General features: G+C 62.4%; 9 protein-coding genes. All 9 read left to right on the forward strand.

Annotated elements, in window-relative coordinates:
- The first annotated feature begins 94 nt into the window (after positions 1–94).
- Complete coding sequence (locus CJ178_RS05145; protein ID WP_080711642.1) at positions 95–760, forward strand: helix-turn-helix transcriptional regulator; 666 nt, start codon at positions 95–97, stop codon at positions 758–760.
- A gap of 129 nt (positions 761–889) precedes the next feature.
- Positions 890–2,350, forward strand: coding sequence for a Fe-S cluster assembly protein SufB (sufB, locus tag CJ178_RS05150; RefSeq protein WP_033232102.1), 1,461 nt, complete (start codon positions 890–892; stop codon positions 2,348–2,350).
- Positions 2,350–3,570: a Fe-S cluster assembly protein SufD gene (sufD, locus tag CJ178_RS05155; protein ID WP_045067704.1), complete on the forward strand. Its 1,221-nt coding sequence runs from the start codon at positions 2,350–2,352 to the stop codon at positions 3,568–3,570. Before sufB ends, sufD begins: the two co-directional genes overlap by 1 nt.
- 33 nt (positions 3,571–3,603) lie before the next feature.
- A complete protein-coding gene (gene sufC, locus CJ178_RS05160; RefSeq protein WP_033232100.1) occupies positions 3,604–4,419 on the forward strand; it encodes a Fe-S cluster assembly ATPase SufC in 816 nt (271 codons plus the stop codon).
- Positions 4,420–4,424: 5 nt separating this feature from the next.
- Positions 4,425–5,690, forward strand: a complete 1,266-nt coding sequence (locus CJ178_RS05165; RefSeq protein WP_095886278.1) for a cysteine desulfurase — start codon at positions 4,425–4,427, stop codon at positions 5,688–5,690.
- 3 nt (positions 5,691–5,693) lie between these two features.
- The gene (gene sufU, locus CJ178_RS05170) at positions 5,694–6,197 is read left to right on the forward strand and encodes a Fe-S cluster assembly sulfur transfer protein SufU (RefSeq protein WP_033232098.1); all 504 of its coding nucleotides are present in this window, start codon (positions 5,694–5,696) and stop codon (positions 6,195–6,197) included.
- Positions 6,194–6,616 (forward strand): metal-sulfur cluster assembly factor, encoded by a 423-nt coding sequence (locus CJ178_RS05175; RefSeq protein ID WP_033232097.1) that lies wholly within the window; start codon positions 6,194–6,196, stop codon positions 6,614–6,616. Before sufU ends, CJ178_RS05175 begins: the two co-directional genes overlap by 4 nt.
- 150 nt (positions 6,617–6,766) lie before the next feature.
- Positions 6,767–8,851 carry a condensation domain-containing protein gene (locus tag CJ178_RS05180; protein WP_179300720.1) on the forward strand — a complete coding sequence of 695 codons (2,085 nt, stop codon included), beginning with the start codon at positions 6,767–6,769 and terminating at the stop codon, positions 8,849–8,851.
- A gap of 295 nt (positions 8,852–9,146) precedes the next feature.
- On the forward strand, positions 9,147–23,333 hold the full coding sequence (locus CJ178_RS05185) for a non-ribosomal peptide synthetase (RefSeq protein WP_257013007.1): 14,187 nt from the start codon (positions 9,147–9,149) through the stop codon (positions 23,331–23,333).
- Positions 23,334–23,337: the final 4 nt, after the last annotated feature.

Genomic DNA, 23,337 nt, shown 5'->3' on the forward strand with positions numbered 1-23,337 from the left:
TCACACTTGTGTTGTGAAAAGAAATGCGACTCGCACTCAAAGCAAGGAAGCTGCAGGTCAGTCCACTGCAGCTGCCTCGCAGAGTCCTGTCGTAATGCCGGTAGCGGTGGGTGTCGAAGGCCAGACTCGGGCAGCGGTGGTCAAACTGCTCCTCGAAGAAGGGCCCATTACAGCCTCCGAAATCGGCACGCGACTCGGTTTGAGTGCGGCCGGTGTCAGGCGTCACCTCGACGCGTTGATCGAGTCCGGTGAAGCCCGCGCCGCATCCGCGTCGTCGCTCCGTCAGCGTGGACGCGGGCGTCCGGCCAAGCAATTTCAGATCACCGCCACTGGACGTGGGCGTCTCGGTCACGCGTACGACGATCTTGCCGGGGCAGCAATGCGCCAACTCCGCGAAATCGGTGGAGACGCCGCGATCGAGGAATTCGCCAAGCGGCGGGTCCAGGCAATTGTGGGAGATGTCGAACCGGCAGATCCCGCCGACCTCGGCGCCGTTGCGGAGACGGCAGATGCCATCGCCGACGCTTTCAGCGCCGTCGGATTTGCCGCGTCGACCAGGCCGGTGGGTAACGGCGTGCAGATCTGCCAGCACCACTGCCCGGTTTCCCATGTGGCAGAGGAGTTTCCGGAACTGTGTGACGCGGAACAGGAAGCGTTCCGGCAACTGCTCGGCACGCACGTTCAGCGTTTGGCCACCATCGCGAACGGTGACTGCGCCTGCACGACACACGTTCCCCTCGTATCGAACGGGAGTAGATGAAACCTCCCGATCCGCTAGTTCCCAAAGTTTTTCGCTAGTTCTTCACAGTCAGAAATGTTCCTCGCGTCGAATTCAGCCCTCGTCGCGGCGGAGCAGCCGTCAAGTAACAAGACTCCGGAAGGAGCTCGCATGACCGTCACATCAGACCAGGCGACTACCACTGCAGCTGCAGGCACCGAGCCGCTCTCGCAGGAAGAGGCCATCGCTTCCCTCGGTCACTACGGCTACGGCTGGTCCGATTCCGACGTAGCCGGAGCCAGCGCACAGCGCGGACTCTCCGAGGCTGTCGTGCGGGATATTTCCGCGAAGAAGAGCGAGCCGGAGTGGATGCTCGACATCCGCCTCAAGGCTCTGCGCACCTTCGACAAGAAGCCGATGCCGAACTGGGGCAGCGACCTCGAAGGTATCCACTTCGACAACATCAAGTACTTCGTCCGGTCCAGCGAGAAGCAGGCCGAGTCGTGGGAAGACCTGCCCGAGGACATCAAGAACACGTACGACAAGCTCGGCATCCCCGAGGCGGAGAAGCAGCGCCTCGTTGCCGGTGTTGCCGCTCAGTACGAGTCCGAGGTCGTCTACCACTCGATCCGTGAGGATCTCGAGCAGCAGGGCGTCATCTTCCTCGACACCGACACCGGTCTCAAGCAGCACCCGGAGCTGTTCAAGGAGTACTTCGGATCGGTCATCCCGGCCGGCGACAACAAGTTCTCCGCGCTGAACACCGCGGTGTGGTCCGGTGGCTCGTTCATCTACGTTCCGCCGGGAGTCCACGTGGACATCCCGCTGCAGGCGTACTTCCGCATCAACACCGAGAACATGGGTCAGTTCGAGCGCACCCTGATCATCGTCGACGAGAATGCCTCCGTGCACTACGTCGAAGGTTGCACCGCGCCGATCTACAAGTCCGATTCACTGCACTCGGCAGTTGTCGAGATCATCGTGAAGAAGGGCGGCCACTGCCGCTACACAACCATCCAGAACTGGTCCAACAACGTCTACAACCTGGTCACCAAGCGCACCAAGGTCGAAGCCGGCGGATCCATGGAGTGGATCGACGGCAACATCGGTTCCAAGGTCACCATGAAGTACCCGGCCGTATGGCTGATGGGCGAGTACGCCCGCGGTGAAGTTCTCTCCGTCGCATTCTCGGGCGAGGGACAGCACCAGGACACCGGCGCCAAGATGCTCCACCTGGCTCCGCACACGTCGTCCACCATCATCAGCAAGTCCGTCGCCCGTGGCGGTGGACGCGCGTCGTACCGCGGTCTGGTGCAGGTCAACAAGGGTGCCCACGGTTCCAAGTCGACCGTCAAGTGTGACGCTCTGCTTGTCGACCAGATCAGCCGCAGCGACACTTACCCGTACGTCGACATCCGCGAGGACGACGTCACGATGGGCCACGAGGCCACTGTTTCCAAGGTCAGCGACGATCAGCTCTTCTACCTGATGAGCCGTGGTCTGACCGAGGACGAGGCCATGGCCACCATCGTCCGTGGATTCGTCGAGCCCATCGCGAAGGAACTCCCGATGGAGTACGCGCTCGAGCTCAACCGCCTTATCGAACTTCAGATGGAAGGGGCTGTGGGTTAGTGACCACGCCAGAGACCGGTGTCATCGGAGCTGTAGTCGGGGAGAACCCGACCGCTCCTGTAAAGGGTGCAGCCACAGGCTCACCCATCACGAACAAGGGTGAGCAGTTCTCCTCGTTCGACGTCAATGCATTCGAGGTTCCCGGCGGACGTGACGAGATCTGGCGGTTCACCCCGCTGCGTCGTCTGCGCGGATTGCACGACGGCAGTGCCGTTGCCAACGCTCAGATCACGGTCGACGTCGAGGCCGGTAGCGATGTCACCGTCGAGACTGTCGGCCGCGACGACGAGCGCCTCGGCAAGGCCGGCGTCCCTGCCGATCGCATTGCAGCGCAGGCATACTCGAGCTTCGAGTCAGCGACGGTCATTTCGATCGGAGCCGAGATCGAGGTCGAGAAGCCCGTCGTCGTCACGATGACAGGCGCAGGCGCCGACACAGTTGCCTACGGTCACACCCAGATTCGTCTGGCTCAGTTCGCGAAGGCGACCGTTGTCCTCGATCAGCGCGGCAGCGGAACCTTCGCGGAGAACGTCGAATTCGTACTCGGCGACAGTGCGCACCTGACCGTCGTCGCAGTTCAGGATTGGGCCGAGGATGCCGTGCACGTCACGTCGCATCACGCTCGCCTCAGCCGCGATGCAGTTCTTCGCCACACGGCGATCAGCCTTGGCGGCGACCTCGTTCGTCTCTCGGCAACGGTGAAGTACGACGGACCAGGTGGCGACGCCGAACTGCTCGGTGTGTACTTCGCTGACGACGGACAGCACTTGGAACAGCGTCTGCTCGTGGATCACAGCCAGCCCAACTGCAAGTCCAACGTGGTCTACAAGGGCGCACTCCAGGGCGATCCGAATTCGAGCAAGCCTGATGCGCACACCGTGTGGATCGGCGACGTTCTGATTCGTGCGGCAGCCGAGGGAACCGACACCTTCGAACTCAACCGCAACCTCGTCCTCACCGATGGTGCACGCGCCGACTCGGTGCCGAACCTCGAGATCGAGACCGGCGAGATCGTCGGAGCCGGACACGCCAGCGCTACAGGTCGTTTCGACGACGAGCAGTTGTTCTACCTGCGCGCTCGCGGCATCCCGGAGGATCAGGCACGCCGTCTGGTCGTGCGTGGGTTCTTCCACGAGATCATCAACAAGATCGCTGTTCCCGAGGTGCGCGATCGCCTCGAAGCCGCAGTCGAAGCCGAACTCGCAGCAGTCGGCTCCTGACCGCCCTCATACTTCTCATCTTGAAGGAATTTCATGTCTACCAGTGACAACAGCACCACACCGGCCACCTCGGTCCTCGAGGTTCGTGACCTGCACGTCGAGGTTGCCAACAGCGACGCCAACGCCGAGCCCATCCAGATCCTCAAAGGTGTCGACCTGACGGTCCGCTCCGGTGAGACGCACGCGATCATGGGCCCCAACGGCTCGGGCAAGTCGACGCTGTCGTACGCCATCGCAGGTCACCCGAAGTACCAGGTCACTTCCGGTTCCATCACCCTCAACGGTGAGAACGTCCTCGAGATGAGCGTCGACGAGCGCGCTCGCGCCGGCCTGTTCCTGGCGATGCAGTACCCCGTCGAGGTTCCCGGCGTCTCCATGTCCAACTTCCTGCGCACCGCAGCTACCGCAGTGCGCGGCGAAGCCCCCAAGCTTCGCCACTGGGTCAAGGAAGTGAAGGAAGCTCTCAACGAGCTCGAGATCGATCCCGCGTTCATCGAGCGTTCCGTGAACGAAGGTTTCTCCGGCGGCGAGAAGAAGCGCCACGAGATCCTTCAGTTGGGCATGCTCAAGCCGAAGATCGCGATCCTCGACGAGACCGACTCCGGTCTCGACGTCGACGCGCTGCGCACCGTTTCCGAGGGCGTCAACCGCTACAAGGAGCGCGAGAACGGCGGCGTTCTGCTGATCACGCACTACACGCGCATCCTGCGCTACATCGCTCCCGATTTCGTTCACGTCTTTGTCGGTGGCCGCATCGTCGAGTCCGGCGGACCGGAATTGGCCGATGAGCTCGAGACCAACGGCTACGTTCGTTTCACAGCGGACGCTTCAGCAACCCAGGGAGCATAAGCGCGATGACCACCTCGGTGCGCGAGCTCGACGTCACCAGGATTCGGGAAGATTTCCCTATCCTGGGACGTACGGTGCGCGACGGAAAACCTTTGGTGTACTTGGATTCCGGTGCCACGTCGCAACGGCCACTCCAGGTGCTCGACGCCGAGCGGGAATTTCTCACCACGTGCAACGCAGCGGTTCACCGGGGTGCTCATCAGCTGGCCGAAGAGGCTACCGACGCCTACGAGGACGCGCGAGCTTTGATCGCGGAGTTCGTCGGGGCTGATTCCGACGAACTCGTCTTCACCAAGAACGCCACCGAAGCGCTGAACCTGGTGACATACGTTCTCGGTGACGACCGCTTCGATCGGCACGTCGGGCCTGGCGACGAAATCGTCATCACCGAACTCGAGCATCACGCCAATCTTGTTCCGTGGCAGGAACTTGCGCGGCGCACCGGCGCTACGTTGAAGTGGTACGCGGTCACGGACGACGGCCGGATCGATCTCGATTCGCTCGAATTGACCGACGCCGTCAAGGTTGTTGCCTTCACTCATCAGTCCAACGTGACAGGCGCGATCGCGCCCGTCGAGGAATTGGTTCGGCGGGCCCGCGCGGTCGGCGCTCTGGTGGTTCTCGATGCGTGCCAGTCGGTTCCGCATATGGCAGTCGACTTCCATGCACTCGATGTCGACTACGCGGCATTCTCGGGTCACAAGATGCTCGGCCCCACCGGTATCGGTGTTCTGTACGGCAAGGCCGAGTTGCTGGCCGCGATGCCTCCGTTCATCACGGGCGGATCGATGATCGAAACCGTCACGATGGAGGCCAGCACGTATGCGCCGGCGCCACAGCGGTTCGAGGCAGGAACGCAGATGGTCTCGCAGGTTATCGGTCTCGGTGCTGCGGTGCGCTATCTCAGCGATGTCGGAATGGATGCGATTGCCGCACACGAGCATGCGCTGATCGAAGCCGCACTCGCGAAGCTCTCGACAATCGACGGCCTACGCATCGTGGGTCCGCAGACCGCTGAAAACCGCGGCGGCGCAATCTCGTTTGTCGTCGACGGCATCCATGCCCACGATCTCGGTCAGATTCTCGACGACGAGGGTGTAGCCATCCGCGTCGGACACCATTGCGCCTGGCCACTGCACCGCCGCCTCGGGGTCGCGGCTACGGCCCGTGCGTCGTTTGCCCTCTACAACACCGCTGAGGAAATCGACGTGCTGGTTGCGGCGATCAAGCGTGCCCAGGAATTTTTCGGTGTTGCAGGGGAGTTGAACTGAATCATGCGTATGGAGCAGATGTATCAGGAAGTGATCCTCGATCACTACAAACATCCGCACGGTCGCGGTCTTCGTGAGCCGTTCGGCGCCGAGGTTCATCACGTCAACCCGACCTGTGGCGACGAAGTAACACTGCGCGTGCACATCGCGGACGACGACACCGTCGCTGACGTGTCGTACGACGGTCAGGGCTGTTCGATCAGCCAGGCGTCGACGTCGGTGCTCAACGACCTTGTCATCGGCATGAAGGTCACGGATGCGCTCGAGACCGTGGCAGCTTTCAACGAGATGGTCAGCAGTCGCGGCAAGATCGAGGGCGACGAAGACGTTCTCGGTGACGGCATTGCCTTTGTGGGAGTTTCGAAGTACCCGGCACGTGTGAAGTGCGCGTTGCTCGGATGGATGGCGTTCAAGGATGCAGTTGTCCAGATTGTTGACGGTGGTGCCGTGAATGCTCGAGACAACAGCAGTGATTTGGTCGACACGACTAGAGGACAGGGATCATGACCGAGACACAAGCAACACAGGAGTCCGAGGCCACCGCTCCGGTGAACCCCAATCCCGATTCCACTGCGGAATTCGGTGGCGCGCAGGGTTCCGGAACACTGCCCTCCCCGGAACGACTCGACGAACTCGAAGAAGCCATGCGCGACGTTGTCGACCCCGAACTGGGAATCAATGTCGTCGACCTCGGTCTTGTGTACGGGATCTTCGAGGACGACGGCGTTGTCACGATCGACATGACGCTGACGTCGGCGGCGTGCCCGCTGACCGATGTGATCGAGGATCAGGCTCGCGGCGCGTTGGTTCGCAGCGACCTGTGTACCGACATGAAGATCAACTGGGTGTGGCTGCCGCCGTGGGGCCCGGACAAGATCACCGAAGACGGACGCGAACAGCTTCGAGCTTTGGGTTTCACAGTCTGATCCACTGATGCTTTTCCCCTCTGACGCCGGTACCTGACCAAGGTGCCGGCGTTAGGCGTTATGTCCGGTAACGGAGTTATGTGTTCGCGCGATATTTACCAGCGAAGGCATTTTGCCGTTTTCGTACCGAACATCCCAAGGGAGATCCGCGTGAAAGGCAGTTCCGATAGACACCGTGCTCTCGGAACCTCGCGCGATCGCCGGTCATCTCGTCAGGGTCAACTTACGGTTCTTTCGCCGCAGCAGCAGGAACTTCTCGAGGCGCAGCATTCTCGGCCCGACGTTCCACTGACGGTCAGCCACTACGTGGACGTCGCAGGAAAACTGGACGTCGACACCCTGAAAGCTGCTAGTTCACTCGCCAGCCGTGAATTCGGATGCCGATCACTCCTACCGGCGCAGGGTGTTGTCATGAGTCATGGTGGCAAGCGGGGCGCGAATTCGTTCGACGTGGTAGACCTTCGAACCGAATCGGATCCACACACCGTGGCCCGGAACTGGATGCAGCGCGAATCGGCTCGGCCGATGGACCCGTCGACCGAGCAACTGACACAGTGGGCCATTCTCGTTCTGGGTGACGAGCACTGCATTTGGTACGCCCGAGTGCATCGCATCGCGCTCGATGTTGCGGGCGGGCGGTCGATGATGATTCGCGCGGCCGAGATCTACACCGCGGCCGTGCGGAACACGGCTCCGGATTCGCCACATTCGCCTCGTACCGCAGTCGACACCGAGGTCGGCTACCGTGTGTCGAAACGCTGGATCCAGGATCAGAAGTATTGGGACGCAACACTTGCGGGTGCGCCGACCCGAACGTCGCTGGCGGCTGAAACCGCGACGGCTGTGGCGTTGCCCAGCGTCCGAACCGGAACTGTGCCGCGACATGTCATCGCCTCTCTCGAAGGCATCGCCGACGCGGAGAGCGTGAGCCTGTCCACGGTGCTCATTGCGACGTTTGCCTTGTATCTCGGGCGCATGACGGGTTCTCGTGATGTAGTTCTTCGAATTCCGACGCCGGCGCCGACTTCGTCGAGTGCGCGGGTGCCCGGTGGATGCGCGTCGAATATCGTGCCGTTGCGCGTCATGCTCGATCCGCATTGCCGAGTTGGTGAATTGGTGCAGGCAGTCAAAGTCGAATTGGTGGGTGCGATTCGGCACCGCCGCTACCGCGACCAGCAACCGCTTCGCGCACCGGTTCTGGCATTGAATCTGTTTCCATCTGGAATCACGCTTGGCGACGCGCGGGGTGTGCTGCATCTCGAGTCTGTGGGCCCCGTCGAAGATTTGGAGGTCACGCTCCAGTCGCACTCCGAAACGAGCGGCATTCAGGTCGATTTTGCAGCGCATCCTGATCTGTATTCCGAGGAAATCCTCACCGAGCACCATCGCAGTTTTTGTGAACTTCTTGCCTTGATCGGTTCCAGCGACGCGGCGACCCTCGTGGCGGATGTCGATCCGCGAGCTGACACGACACCGGATTCAGCTGGGTTGCAGGCCCGTAACTTGGAGTATTGGCGTGAGGCGTTGTCGACACCCGCCCCGACGTTGGGTTTGCTTCCTATGCTCGCAGGTGAGCGTTCCTCGGCGCCGGTCGTCATCTCCCCACAGCTGTATCGACGGCTCGAATCGCTGGCAGCATCGATGTGCACCAGCATGTTCGTGTTGTATCACGCGGCCGTCGCAGGATTGCTGCGTCGACGAGGTTCAGCCTCGGAGGTCTCGATCGGGGTTCCGCTTCGAGGGTATGGTGCGCCGCACCCGGACAACTTTGCCTCGATGTACGCCCATCACGTCGTACTTCGTTTGACCATCGACACCGCGGAGAGTTTGACCCGGTTGATCGAGCGGACCGACGATGCAGTTGTCGACGCGCTGATCCACGCGGATATCCGGTTGTCCGCGGTGGCGGCTGCGCTGGGCGAGCGTCGTTCACTCGACTACGGTCCGCTGTTCAGGACACTGGTATTTGCGCAATCGCCGATGGATACGCATCCACGGTTCCGGGCCGTGATGGGCGGGGTGCCAGTCGGATTCGAACTTGCCGACATGCCAGAACTGTACATCTCGCTACCGAGTCAGACGGGTAGTTCCCGAGCCGTCGGCTACGTGAACTGCATTGCTCCGCCGACAGAGGCCCGTGATCTTGCATTCCGGTTTCAGCGGATACTTCGCGCCATGGTCGATGATTCTCGCCTGACGCTCGAGGCCGTGGATCTGGCGCACAAAGACCTGTGACGTTTGGTGCCCTATGGTGAGGGTATCTGACCCGCCAGTTTGTTTACCGCGGGACTTTTCGCCATTATATGCAGGACGATAGTCCTGTTTTGCCGCATTTGTGATCCGCTCTCATATATCTGTGTGGTAACGCCGCGACGGATAGTCACGATGAGATCTCAAGTGGGCAATTTGTCAGCTTTCGGCATTTGCTCCTTTCTTGGCTCGGCCTATTGACTGGTGCGTTTTTGCTCGTGTGTCACGACTATTTCGTTCAAGGGAGATCCGTGTGGAAGGTAGCCCCAATCGAGGAAGAATGTCCGACACTTTCCCGCTGTCCCCTTCACAACTTTCCTTACTTGTCGCGCAACAGCTGAGGCCCGAAATTCCGGTCACCATTGCGCAGTACGTCGATGTGGACGGACCGTTGGACATTGCCGTACTGACCGCGGCGAGTAAGCAAACCGGACGTGAGATCGGATCGGGGTATCTCCGATTGGTCGAGGTGGACGGCACGCCACGGCAATGGCTCGACGTGAACCTGGATGACCGGCTGGACGTGGTGGACCTGCGCGGAGAGTCGGATCCTGAAGCGGCAGCCCAGGATTGGATGCACCGCGAACACACCACCCCCATGGATCCCTTCGTCGATCGTCTGGTGCGGATGGCAGTTCTCGTGCTTGCGGAGGACCGTTACTACTGGTACAGCCGCATTCATCACGTGGCTCTCGACGGGTTCGGCGCGATGTCGATGATGAATCGCACAGCCGAGATCTACACCGCATCCGTTCGGAACGAACCGGTTCCCGACCAGGAAACAGCGTCGCTCCCCGCTCTGGTCCAGTCCGAATCCGACTACCTGGGTTCGACGCGATGGAACCGCGATCGGGAGTACTGGAACACGAAGATGGCTGATCAGCCGTCCGGGACGTCACTTGCACGCAATACGGCGCCAGCGCAGTCGTGGGCCCGGATCCGATCGGCAACTGTGCCTGCGGCGCTGCGAAACACCATCGCAATCGTCGCGGACGCTCATGACGTCACAACCGCGTCAGTAGTGATCGGAGCCTTGGCCGCGTTCCTGGCCCGCACGATCGGCACCAGAGATGTGGTCCTGAGTCTGCCCGTGTCCGGACGCACGACAAAGGCTGCCAGACGGTCCGGCGGAATGATGTCGAACGTTGTACCGCTGCGGGCGACGGTCGACCCGAACTACTGCGTCGGTGACGTGCTCCGCGAGGTGAAACTGGAACTCACCGGCGCGTTGCGTCATCAGAAGTATCGACACGAGGATCTGCGACGAGATCTCAACGCGGGTACTGGGGCCATGGCAGATGGTCGAGGATTTCACGGACCACTGATCAATCTGATGCTGTTTCATTCCGGCATTACTCTTGGCGCCGCCGCCGGTGAACTCCGGGTGATCTCGACGGGCCCGGTGGAGGATCTATCGGTCAACGTCTACCAGCCGTCCACCACCGACATCCAGATCGATTTTGCGGCCAACCCGGATCTCTATACCGACGAGACCCTCACCGCCCACCATTGTGGGTTCCTCGATTTCCTCGAATTGTTCTGCGCCGCTGGTCCTGATACCCGATTGTCGGATATAGATTTTCACGGGGCACGGAGCTGGGTCGACAATGTTCGCCATTCGCAAAATATCGAATACTGGGCGCGGAAACTTTCGACACCTGCAGAAGAACTGGGGCTGCCGGTGTCGGCGGACGGGATTCGATCTCAGGCGCCCGTCGCGATCGAATCCGATGTGTTCCGGTGTCTCGAGTCGATGGCCGCAGCGACGGATACGAGTGTGTTCGTGCTGCTGCAGTCCGCGATGGTTGGCCTGCTACGACGCCACGGCTCGGCCGAAGAAGTGTCAATCGGGGTATCGGTGCGTGGATACGGTTCGCCGAGTCCCGACGATTTTGTATCGATGTTCGCCAATCAATTGGTCCTGAGAACCGAGGCGTCGACCTCCGCGACGCTCGCGGAATTGGTCGAGATCGTGGATGGTGTCACCGTCGAAGCATTCGATCGTGCGGACACCCTTCTGACATCGGTCACCGCAGCCCTCGGGGACGGCCGCACGGTGGAGCGTGGACCTTTGTTCCGGGCGATGCTGTGTTTCGACGAAGCGCTCGACGCGCACCCACGGTTTCCCGGGCTGATAGTAGGGGTGCCCATCGGGTCCGACATCGCCACCGACCCGGACCTTGTTGTCTCGCTGACGGTCCCGGCTGGCAGTGACGGCAGCGGCGACCGGACTGTCACCGGGGTTGTGGACTGGCTCGGTTCGAAGCGAGCTGCCGAGGATCTCGCAGACCGCTTCAACCGAATCCTGACCGCGCTGGTGACGACACCTCGCTTGGCTTTGGGGGCTGTTGCGCTACTGCGAGCCGACGAGCGAGGTGCGCTCGTACGGCCGGTGCGGCCGCCAACTCCGGTTCGTACACTGACCGACGTCCTTGCCGGTCAAGTGCGGAACCTGCCACACGCTGTTGCGGTGGTGTGCGGCACCGAGCGGATGTCGTATCGAGTGCTGGACGAGCGATCGAACCGGCTGGCACGCAAGCTGATCCAGGAGGGTGTGCGGCCCGAATCACTGGTCGGCATCATGCTGACGAAATCGCTCGACATGATCGTCGCCGTAGTAGCCGTGTTGAAGGCCGGCGGTGCTTATCTCCCACTCGATCGTGCGCACCCGGCTGATCGGGTGAGTTTTGTGATCGACGACGCGAAGCCGGTGTGCATCATTTCCGACGCCGAGATTTCTGGCGCGGTGGTGGTCGGGGTCGAATCCGCCGAATTCTCCGCCGACACTCTCGGCGACCTCTCGGGTTTTCACAGCGCCGACAACCTGGCCAACGTCATCTACACGTCGGGCTCGACCGGGAGGCCGAAAGGCGTCCCCGTAACTCATGCAGCGGTGATGCGACTGTTCGAGAACACAAGTCGTGATTTCGGGTTCGACCACACCGATGTGTGGACGATGTTCCACTCGTTTGCCTTCGACTTCTCGGTGTGGGAATTGTGGGGAGCGCTGCTGAACGGCGGAACGCTGGTACTTGTCGACCACGACCTTTCGCGTGATCCCGATGCCTTCCGTGCCCTTGTCGCCGAAGAAGGCGTCACCGTGCTGAATCAGACACCGTCGGCGTTCTACCAGTACATCGAGGCGGACACGCGTGCAGTGTCTCCGACTGCGCTCCGGTACGTGATCTTCGGCGGTGAAGCACTGGACCTGCGTCGCCTCGGGCGCTGGTACGACAATCACAGCGACTCGGCACCGACTCTTGTCAACATGTACGGGATCACCGAAACGACGGTGCACGTCACTCGTCTCGAACTGGGCAGTACACACGCACGCTCAGCGGCCGGCAGCCAGATCGGTGACGCCATCGACGGGCTTCGGGTCTACCTGCTCGACGACCACCTCTCACCCGTCCCAGTGGGTGTTGCGGGGGAGATCTACGTTGCCGGCGGCCAGCTCGCTCGCGGTTACCTCGGGCGTCCGGACCTGACGGCCTGCAGGTTTGTCGCCGACCCGTTCAACGCCGGCGGAGGGCGGCTGTACCGATCCGGAGACCGGGCTCACTGGGTTGAACCCGGCCGGCTCGAGTATCTCGGTCGCGATGACGCTCAAGTCAAAATTCGTGGTTTCCGGATAGAACTCGGTGAGATCGACGCCGTAATCCTCGCTGCGCCTGGAGTAAACGACGCCGTGACGGTGGTGGCACCCACACCGGCCGGTGATGTTCTGGTCACGTATGTGACCACAGCCGACGCCGTCGACGACCAGGCGTTGCGAATGCATGCTGCTGGAATGCTCCCGACGTACATGGTTCCCGACGCGTTCATGGTGATCGACGCAATTCCTTTGACCACCAACGGAAAACTTGACCGACGCAGCCTGCCGTCACCGATCCTGGGTTCCCAGGCTGCGTTCCGGTCACCGACTACTGCGACCGAAATTGCGGTTGCCGCTGTTCTTGCCGACATTCTTGGCAGTGGCCCACTCGGGCTCGACGACAACTTCTTCCATCTCGGCGGAAACTCATTGGCCGCGACGACGGTGGTTGCCCGGGTGGCCGAGGCAACGGGCGTGCGAATGCCCTTGCGGGCGTTGTTCGACCACCCGACTGTTTCCGGAATTGCCGCGAGCGTAGGACACGCAACTCAGACGCCGGACAGCGGTGCCCTGCGGGTTGAACCACGTCCGCAGACGCTACCGCTCGCGCCCGCACAACAGCGTCTGTGGTTCCTCGGGCGAGTGGCACCGGAGTCGGGTGCGTACAACATTCCGTTTGCGATATCGCTGCGGGGCAATGTCGACACCGCTGCGCTGCAGCAAGCTCTGATCGATGTCGTCACTCGTCACGAATCGCTGCGCACCGTGTTTCCTCAACGCGCCGACCAGGCAGTTCAGGAGATTCTTGATCCCGGTGACAGTTTCGAGGCACTGGAATCCATCGACGTCGAACCGCGCTTGCTCGAAGACCGGATCTTCGAATTTGCTTCGGCCGGTTTTGATCTGGTGCGTGAATCTTCGGTGCGGTTCCTGCTGATCCAGGTTGCCGATACCGACGAATATGTCCTGGTGGTTGTCCTGCATCACATGGTGGCGGACGGTTGGTCACTTGCTCCGCTGGCCGCCGATCTCACCGGCGCCTACGCCGCTCGGGTCACCGGCCACGCTCCGATGTGGGAACCGCTAACCGTCCAGTACGCCGACTACGCCCTGTGGCATCGTCAGCACCTTGGCGAAGTCGCCGACCCGAATTCGCTTGCATCCGAACAGATTGCGTTCTGGACTCGCCAACTCGCATACGCACCCGAACAACTTGATCTGCCGATCGATCGTCCTCGCCCGATCGCGCCGTCGCTGCGCGGTTCGCACGTGGACTTCAGGATTGATGCGCCCGTCCATCAGAAACTGACGGCCCTGGCCGCAGACCACGGCGCCACGCCGTTCATCGCTCTGCATGCGTGCTTTGCTCTGCTACTGGCCAAGTACAGCGGTACGGACGACATCGTCGTCGGAACGCCGGTCGCGGGTCGAGGGGACAGGTCTCTGGATCCCATCGTCGGTATGTTCGTCAACACACTCGCTCTGCGCACGGTCATCGACCGTGGCATGACATTCCACGAGTACCTCGAACAGGTCAGAAGTATCGACCTCGACGCTTTCGACAACGCAGACGTGCCATTCGACGTTGTGGTGGACGCACTGGAACTCGATCGTTCGTCGTCGCACAATCCGGTGTTCCAGGTGGCAATCACCTCGCGGATTGCGACCACCAACACCGGGGAAATCGCCGGGATCTCGATGACGGCTCGAGCGGTCGATACCGGCCTGACCAAGTTCGATCTCGAATTGACGATCGCCGAACGACACGAAGCCGAGATCGAGGGGATTTCCCGACCAGACGGAATCGACGCCACCCTCACCTATTCCACCGACCTGTTCGACGCGTCGACCATCGAAGCGATGGCCGAGAACTTCGTGACGCTCGTGGAGTCCGCCGTTACCGACCCGGCAACCCGGGTCGGTGATCTTCACACGCTCAGTGACGGTGAAAGCGCCGCCGTACTGCCACGACGCGGTCAGGCAGGGTTGCCCGATGCGACGCTAGCGCAGATTATCGGCGGCACGGCAGAGGCATATCCCGACCGGATTGCCGTCGACGACGGTGAGCGCGCACTGTCGTACCGCGAGCTTGACAGTGAATCCAATCGGATCGCTCGATACCTCATGGACCTGGGCGTGTGCGGCGAGGTACCGGTAGCGCTGGCGGTTGCGCGGTCGGTCGACTCGGTTCTTGCAGTGTGGGCAGTCGCCAAATCCGGTGGAGTCTTCGTTCCCGTCGACCCGCGGTACCCGGAAGATCGGGTGGCGCACATGCTCGAAGACTCCGGAGCGCGCATCGGCATCAAATCAGTCGACGCTGCCGCAGGTGGCAGCGTCGCCGCGTGGATCGACTTTCGCGACCCCGACATCGCGGCGGAGGTCGCGGCGTATCCGGACTCTCCGATCGGCCCCGACGAGCACTCCACATCGACCACACCAGCGTCTGCTGCGTACATCATCTACACGTCCGGATCGACCGGTGTGCCGAAAGGCACCGTCGTGACGCACTCCGGCCTGGCCAATCTTGCGCGGGAACAGCAGGATCGATATCGGATCACCGAGAATTCCCGGACCCTACATTTTGCGTCACCGAGCTTCGACGGTGCCGTACTCGAACTTCTGCTCGCGGGGTCCACCGGCGCGACGATGGTGATCGCGCCGGCCGACATCTACGGCGGCGAGGCGCTTGGGAAGTTCCTTCGAACGAGCGCGGTGACCCATGCCTTCGTCACACCCGCAGCACTCGCGACGGTAGATCCCGCCGGTATCTCCGACCTTGAATGTGTTGTTGTCGGCGGCGACGTCTGCACACCGGAACTCGTCGAGAGTTGGGGCCGGGGACGCCGGCTGCACAACGGGTACGGGCCCACCGAAACCACGGTGATGGTGGCGATCAGCGACCAGATCGAACCCGGTGAGTCGATCACCATCGGCGGACCCATCCGCGGTGTCGACGCCGTTGTCCTGGACTCGCGGCTGCAACCGGTGCCGGTCGGCGGCGTCGGCGAGCTGTACATCGGTGGAGCGGGGCTGGCTCGCGGCTACCATCGACGTGCCGGATTGACATCGGATCGTTTTGTCGCACATCCGTATTCGACCGACGGTGCACGGATGTACCGAACCGGAGACCTCGTTCGTTGGACCAAGGACCTCACACTTCGCTACGTGGGGCGCAGCGACCATCAACTCAAGATCCGCGGATTCCGCATCGAACTCGGTGAGATCGACGCCGCGTTGATGGAATCTCCACTTGTACAGTTCGCAACAACAATCGCCGTCGAAACCTCCGTGGGGACCGCACTGGCGTCGTACGTGCTGTTCAGTGACGAGAACCGCGACGGCGAGAACCGCGACACCGAGGCTCTGTTCGGGTTGCTCGGGGAAACCTTGCCCCGCTACATGATTCCGTCGTCCATCACCGCCATCGACGCCATACCGCTGACGCCGGTAGGAAAGCTGGACCGCCGGGCGCTACCCACGCCGCTCGCGCGTGAAATCCTCGGTACCGGGCGCGCGCCGGAGCCGGGTCTGGAGCAGGCAGTAGCGGAAGTCTTTGCAGCGCTTCTGGATGTGACCGCCGTGCGAGCAAGCGACAGTTTCTTCGATCTCGGTGGCAACTCGCTGATCGCCACGCAGGTCACCGCACGATTGACCGCCGCGACGGGTATTGCGGTAGAGGTGCGGTCGATCTTCGAGAACCCCACCGTCGAAGGTCTGGCACTGCGTCTCGCTTCGTGCGTCGCAGCCTCGGACGATCGCCCGGCTCTCACGGCCGTTGTCCGCCCTGATCGCGTGCCGCTTTCGGCCGCGCAACAGCGACTGTGGTTCGTCAACCGGTTCGATCCGGCATCGCCGGCTTACAACATTCCGTTCTCGATTCGGATTACCGGAAACGTGTCGGTCGACGCCCTCGAAGCGGCATTGTCCGATGTCATCGCACGTCACGAAGCACTGAGAACCGTTTATGTCGATGACGCTGACGGTCCCGTTCAGATCATTCGCGCGCGGGCCGACGTGAATCTTGCGGTGGAGCAGTGCACCGGTAGTGCCGACACCACGGTGGACGAGTTCACAGGTCGACGTTTCGACCTGAGTGCGGACCTTCCGCTACGGGCGCTGCTGGTACGCGAAGGCCCGGACGTGCATCGTCTGGTGGTGGTTATCCACCACATTGCCTTCGACGGTTGGTCGTTGACCCCTTTTGCTGCGGATTTCGTTGCTGCGTATTCGGCTCGCGCAGTGGGGGACTCACCGGTATTTATGCCGCTGGACGTGCAGTACGCCGATTACGCGCTGTGGCAGCACACCGTTCTCGGTGATGCACACGATCCGGAAAGCGTGGTTTCTCGTGAGCTGAAATTCTGGACGGCGGCAATGGCCGGCGCGCCGGACGAATTGCGCCTACCCAAGGATCGTCCACGAGGATCCGAGTCCACCACCGCGGTCGGTTCCGTCCCGGTCATCCTCGACTCCGATGCAGGCAGGCGCATCGGCGTTCTGGCCCGTGACACCGGAACAACGCAGTTCATGGTCCTGCACGCGATGTTTGCACTTGTTCTTGCACGCCTCGGCGCGACCGACGACGTGGTGATCGGAACACCGGTTGCCGGCCGTGGGCGCCCCGAACTCGATGCGCTGATCGGAATGTTCGTCAACTCCCTGCCGCTGCGCACAGCGGTTGATCACCGGGCGCCGTTCACGGACCTGCTCGACGCCGTACGCGAGAGCGACCTCGCCGCATTCGAACACGCCGATCTGCCCTTCGACGTGCTGGTGGACGCACTCGATCTCGACCGGTCGACGCCGCGTCATCCGGTGTTCCAGGTCATGCTGTCGTACCACCAGAATCTTGTGTCTCCGCAGGTGAGTGTGCATGGCGCCCATCTGCATGCGGAGCCACTCGAACCTGCGACAGCGAAATTCGATCTCGAACTGACGCTCGTGGCGGGTGATTCCGACAACCCGGAGATCACCGGCTCCCTGCGTTTCGCGCACGCTTTGTTCGACGAGGACACAGCAGTTCGGATTGCCGCGCGGTTCGAGTCGGTAGCGCGGGCCGTAATCGCCGATCCGAGTACCACGATCGCCGATATCGAACTGCTCACCGCCGACGAGCGGGCGTCGCTGATGCCGGTTCGCGGGCCGGCCTGGGTCGGTTCGCGCACCTTGGCGGACATCTTCACCCAGAAGGCAACGGAGGCCGGACATTCGGTTGCGCTCCGATCGGGAAATGTGACCCTGCGCTACCGTGAACTCTATTCCCGTGCGTCAGCGGTCGCGCATCGGTTGACCACCGAAGGAATCGGCTCCGAAGACATTGTGGCGATTGCGATTCCGAGATCCGTCGACTCGATAGTTTCGTTGTGGGCCGTGGCATTGACCGGTGCGGCGTTTGTTCCCGTCGATCCGCGATATCCGGCGGATCGAATCCTGCACATGCTCACCGATTCCGGGGCTTCACGCGGATTGACGACAACATCTGTGCTCGAGTCGCTTCCACGATCCGTGCCGTGGTTGACAATGGATGAGATTGTCGCTGATTCGCGCGAACTGGTGGTTCCAGCAGCACCTATCCGAGCCGACAACCTTGCATACATCATCTACACGTCGGGCTCGACTGGTAAACCCAAGGGTGTCAGCGTCACTCACCGCGGACTGAGTGCGCTAGCCGCAGAACAAACGCAGCGATACGGCATCTCTGCCTCCTCGCGGACCCTTCATTTTTCGTCACCGAGCTTCGACGCTTCTATCCTCGAACTACTGCTTGCCATCGATACCGGCGCCACGATGGTGATTGCCTCACCCGATGTGTACGGCGGTGAAGATCTGGCCGAGCTCATCGCCTGTGAAGGCGTCACGCACGCCTTCATCACCCCGGCAGCGCTTGCCTCGGTCGATCCGACCGGGCTCGATGTACTTCAATCGATCGTTGTCGGCGGCGAGGCATGCCCGCCCGAACTGGTGCAGCGATGGGCGCCGGGCCGTCGGTTGTTCAACGGCTACGGCCCCACTGAAACTACGGTCATGGTGTGCATCAGCGACGCGTTGGCAGTGGGGGAGCCGGTCACTATCGGCGGACCGGTCCGCGGGGTGTCGGCTGTCGTTCTCGACGGATCCGGAAATCCGGTGCCGGTCGGTGTGACGGGTGAGCTCTACATCGCCGGTCTCGGACTGGCCCGCGGATACCACGATCAGCCTGCGCTGACCGCATCGCGATTTGTGGCGGCGCCATTCGGTCCCAGTGGAACTCGTATGTACCGGACCGGCGACCTGGTGCGGTGGACTGCCGGCGGAACCATCGACTACGTCGGGCGGTCCGATCATCAGGTGAAAGTTCGTGGGTTCCGCATCGAACTCGGCGAAATCGATTCGGTTCTCAGCAGCCATCCCGGCGTCGAATTTGCCGTCACGGTGGGTGTGGACGGTCCGGCCGGTGAGACGATATTGGCGTCGTACGTGGTGCTGTCGACGGAAACAGTTGCGGTGGAAGAGCTTCTGAGCCATGCGCGCCGGTCCCTACCGGCGTTCATGGTGCCATCGGCGATCACTCCGATCGGCCACGTTCCACTCACCCCCGTCGGAAAGCTGGACCGCGCCGCACTACCGGCCCCGGTGCTTGGCACGATCGAGCGAACGGTGGTGCCCCTGGTCACGGCAACCGAACTGGTGGTCGCCGACGCGTTCGGAGAACTGCTCGGTACCGAGGACATCGGCGCCCAGGACAATTTCTTCGATCTCGGCGGCAACTCACTGCTCGCGACCAGGCTGGTTGCGCGTCTCGGCGAATCACTGGGCCGCCACGTTCCGGTCCGCATGCTGTTCGAACACCCAGAAATCCGAGACCTCGCAGCTGCGCTGGATTCAACGGCTTCGGTCCTGGCGCTGCCGCCGATCACTGTCAGCAAGCGCCCCGAACGAATTCCACTGTCGTACGCGCAATCACGCATCTGGTTCCTCAACCAACTCGATCCGGCCTCACCCGCGTACAACGTTCCGGCGGCAATCTCACTCGACGGCAGCCTCGACGTGCCGGCTCTCGAAGCTGCGGTGCTCGATGTGATCGAGCGTCACGAGATCTTGCGAACGGTGTTCCCCGACTCGGATACCGGGCCGCATCAGGTGGTGCAGAGCAACGTCACCGCGGTGGAATTCGAGACGGAAGGCGCCCGTGGGGCGGTGTCGATTGCCGCCGAATTTGCTTCTCGCGGCTTCGACGTCACCTCCGAAGCACCCATCCGCGCACTACTGATGGAGACCGCACCGGATCGCCACACTCTTGTCATCGTCGTGCACCACATTGCCGCTGACGGATGGTCCGTCGCGCCCTTGATGAGGGACGTGTTCACCGCCTACATTGCACGATGCTCCGGACATGCTCCGCACTTCACACCACTCGACGTGCACTACGCCGACTTCGCCCTGTGGCAACGCCAGGCGCTCGGCGGCGCGGACGACCCCGATAGTGTGCTCGGCGCACAGGCGTCGTACTGGCGGGAAACCTTGCGCGGGGCACCCGAGTTGGTCGATCTCCCCGTCGATCGGCCGCGCCCGCTCACTCAATCGCTGGCCGGTGCGCACGTCACCGTCACGCTGCCGTCGCACATTCGCACCGCAGTGGAAGCCCTTGCCGGATCTAACGCAGCGACACCGTTCATGGTGTTGCACGCGGCGTACGCCGTGCTGCTGTCTCGCGTGAGTCGCAGCAGCGACGTCGTGATCGGCTCGCCGGTCGCCGGACGTGGCCACCGAGTTCTCGACGATCTGGTCGGAATGTTCGTCAACACCGTCGGACTGCGCACGATTGTCGATCCCGCTGCGACCTTCGTCGACGTACTACGCACTGTTCGCGCCGTTGACCTGGATGCATTTGCCCACACGGACATTCCTTTCGAACAGGTTGTGGAGGTTGTTGCGCCGACGCGTACAACCGACCGTCATCCGTTGTTCCAGACGATGTTCTCCTTCCACGCCGCTCATCAGGTGGCGTGGAAACTGCCCGGACTGAGCGTCCGCGCGGAGGAGATCACGCCCGACGTCGCGAAGTTCGATCTGCAATTCACGGTCGTGGAACAGACAGCGCAAGAGGGCGCCGGGTACACCGCGTCCCTGACCTATGCAACGGATCTGTTCGACGCAGATACCGCTGCGTCGTTTGCAACGATGTTGGAGACGCTTGTCGCCGAGGTGACTGCCGATCCGACCGTCGTAGTCGGCGACGTGGACCTCCTCGGACCGAATGAGTCCAGTGCTGTGCGCGGTGACGTAGCAGGCGACCCCGCGACGTTGCCGCAGCTTCTTGCCCGAGCTGCGTCCGATCCGTTGGCTTTGGCATTGATCGACGCGGCGGGATCCGACGCTCTGACGTACGGCGAACTCGATCGCCGGTCCGACGCTCTGTGCCGCGTGCTGGTAGCGAGTGGCGCTGCCCCGGAAATGATTGTCGCGATTGCACTTCCGCGCTCCGTCGACTACGTGATCGCAGTGTGGGCTGTAGCCAAGACCGGCGCGGCGTTCCTGCCGGTAGATCCGGCGTATCCGGCCGAACGCATCGAACACATGCTTCGCGACAGCGGGGCCGTTCTCGGACTGACAGCCGGTGACTATGTCGCCGACCTGCCGGACACATCGCGGTGGGTGACACTCGAGTCGCTCGAACTTACCGTCGGCGGCGCAGACGTGAGTCCGGTGTCGGTTGAGCTCGATCACCCGGCCTACCTGATCTACACGTCCGGTTCCACCGGAAAACCGAAGGGCGTGTTGGTCACCCACGCGGGACTGTCAGCTTTTGCGGAGGAACAACGCGAGCGATTCGGCGTGAGCGCTGATTCCCGCACCCTGAGTTTTGCGTCTCCCAGCTTCGACGCGTCGATTCTCGAACTGCTGCTTGCCGTCGGCGCAGGCGCAACCATGGTGATTGCACCCGCGACGGTGTACGGCGGCGCCGAACTGCGAGATGTGATGCAGCGCTGCGCCGTCACGCACGCGTTTGTCACCCCCGCAGCCCTGGCGACGGTTGATCCCAGCGGACTCGATCAGCTCGACGTAGTGATCGTCGGCGGCGATACGTGCTCAGCCGAGCTCGTATCCCAGTGGGCCCCACGGCGACGGATGTTCAACGCCTACGGTCCGACCGAGGCCACGGTCGCGGTCACGATCAGCGACGAGTTGAGCGTCGGGGATCCGGTGTCGATCGGTGGCCCGATCCGGGGCGTCGCCGCGCGTGTTCTCGATTCGCGCCTCCACTCGGTACCCGGGCGACTCGTCGGGGAGTTGTACGTCAACGGGGCCGGACTTGCGCGGGGGTATCTCGGTAGTCCCGCGTTGACGGCAACACGGTTTGTTGCCGACCCGCACGGCCAGGCAGGTGCGCGGATGTACCGCACCGGCGATCTGGTGCGCAGCGACCGCGGCGGTTCGTTGAACTACCTCGGACGTGCGGACCACCAGGTCAAGGTGCGTGGGTTCCGTATCGAGCTGGGAGAAATCGACACGGTCGTGGCGTCGGAACCGTCGGTCCGTGCAGCCGTCGCGGCCGTCGTTGGGGCCGGCAGCGATTCCAGGATCGTGGCGTACGTAGTCCCTGCCGTCGGCGGAAGTATCGATTCGGCAATGTTGCGCCGCCATGCCGCTCGCTTGTTGCCGACGCATATGGTGCCGTCCGCCTTCGTGACGATCGACTCGATCCCGACGTCGCCGGCAGGCAAGGTCGATCGCTCCGCGCTCCCGACTCCCACGTGGGACGACGACGGCGGCCGCAGGCCGGAGGGTTCCGCGGAGATCGCTCTGTGCGCGGCATTCGCCGACGTACTCGAACTCGACGTCGACATGGTCCACGCAGATTCGAGCTTCTTCGATCTCGGCGGAAACTCGCTGATGGCAACACGTCTGGTAGCTGCGATCGAGGTGAGGACCGGGAGCGCAGTTCCCGTTGGGTGGTTGTTCTCGGATCCGACGCCGGAGGCGCTGGCCCGCAAGCTTGCCGACGCCGACTCGTCCGAGCCGGATGCATCAGCCTCGTCCGAGCCGGATGCGTCAGCACTGTCGGTTCTGCTGCCTATCCGAACCTCAGGGGAAGCCGAACCGCTGTTCTGCGTCCATCCCGCGATCGGCTTGGCCTGGTGCTACGGCGGGTTGGCTCAGTACGTCGATCCAGCCCGACCGTTGTACGGCCTGCAGTCGCCGATCCTCACGGACCCGGAATTCCGGGCAGAGATGATCGAAGATTTTGCGGCGCGATATGTCGCGGAGATCCGCCGAGTCCAGCCGCACGGTCCATATCACCTACTCGGATGGTCGATCGGGGGACTGATCGCGCACGCTGCTGCCGTGCAGCTGCAGGCATTGGGGGAGAGCGTTGCCGAACTGGTCCTGTTGGACAGTTTCGTGCTCGAGGATCCTTCAATGGACGGAGCACAACCCACACTCGCGGAATTGGTCGCGGGGCTGGGGATAGCGGTCCCTGATGCGGTGGAGTTGACTCCCGCGGCGGCGGAAGTGTTACTCCGTCGCAGTATCGGGGATCATCCGTTGGCCTCCAGCAACACGATCGAGCGACTGTACGACGAGTACTGCGCCGGGGCGCACCTTGCACATCGGTATCGCCCCGGCAGATTCGTCGGTGATCTGCTGTTCTTCTCGGCACACACGGACACCGTCGACCCACTGCGCACTGCGTCGGCGTGGCGACCGTTCATAACCGGCGTGATCGTGGACCGTCCGGTCCCCACCTCACACGCGGACATGTTCACCGACGTCGGGCTGGCGGCGATCGGGCCCGCGGTGAAACTGGCCGTTGCGTCGGGTGGTGATCGAAGCACCGACGTCGACGCTGAACTCGATGCCTTGATCGACGAACAGGACATTCGGCGGTAGGTGC

This window comes from Rhodococcus sp. ACPA4 (assembly GCF_002300185.1).
Classification (GTDB): Bacteria; Actinomycetota; Actinomycetes; order Mycobacteriales; family Mycobacteriaceae; genus Rhodococcus_F; species Rhodococcus_F globerula.

What these genes read in the sequence shown, in the direction of transcription:
- sufB (WP_033232102.1), top strand. Translation starts at nt 890, where the DNA reads ATGACCGTCACATCAGACCAGGCGACTACCACTGCAGCTGCAGGCACC.
- CJ178_RS05145 (WP_080711642.1), top strand. Translation starts at nt 95, where the DNA reads ATGCCGGTAGCGGTGGGTGTCGAAGGCCAGACTCGGGCAGCGGTGGTC.
- CJ178_RS05185 (WP_257013007.1), top strand. Translation starts at nt 9,147, where the DNA reads ATGTCCGACACTTTCCCGCTGTCCCCTTCACAACTTTCCTTACTTGTC.
- sufU (WP_033232098.1), top strand. Translation starts at nt 5,694, where the DNA reads ATGCGTATGGAGCAGATGTATCAGGAAGTGATCCTCGATCACTACAAA.
- CJ178_RS05175 (WP_033232097.1), top strand. Translation starts at nt 6,194, where the DNA reads ATGACCGAGACACAAGCAACACAGGAGTCCGAGGCCACCGCTCCGGTG.
- sufC (WP_033232100.1), top strand. Translation starts at nt 3,604, where the DNA reads ATGTCTACCAGTGACAACAGCACCACACCGGCCACCTCGGTCCTCGAG.
- CJ178_RS05165 (WP_095886278.1), top strand. Translation starts at nt 4,425, where the DNA reads ATGACCACCTCGGTGCGCGAGCTCGACGTCACCAGGATTCGGGAAGAT.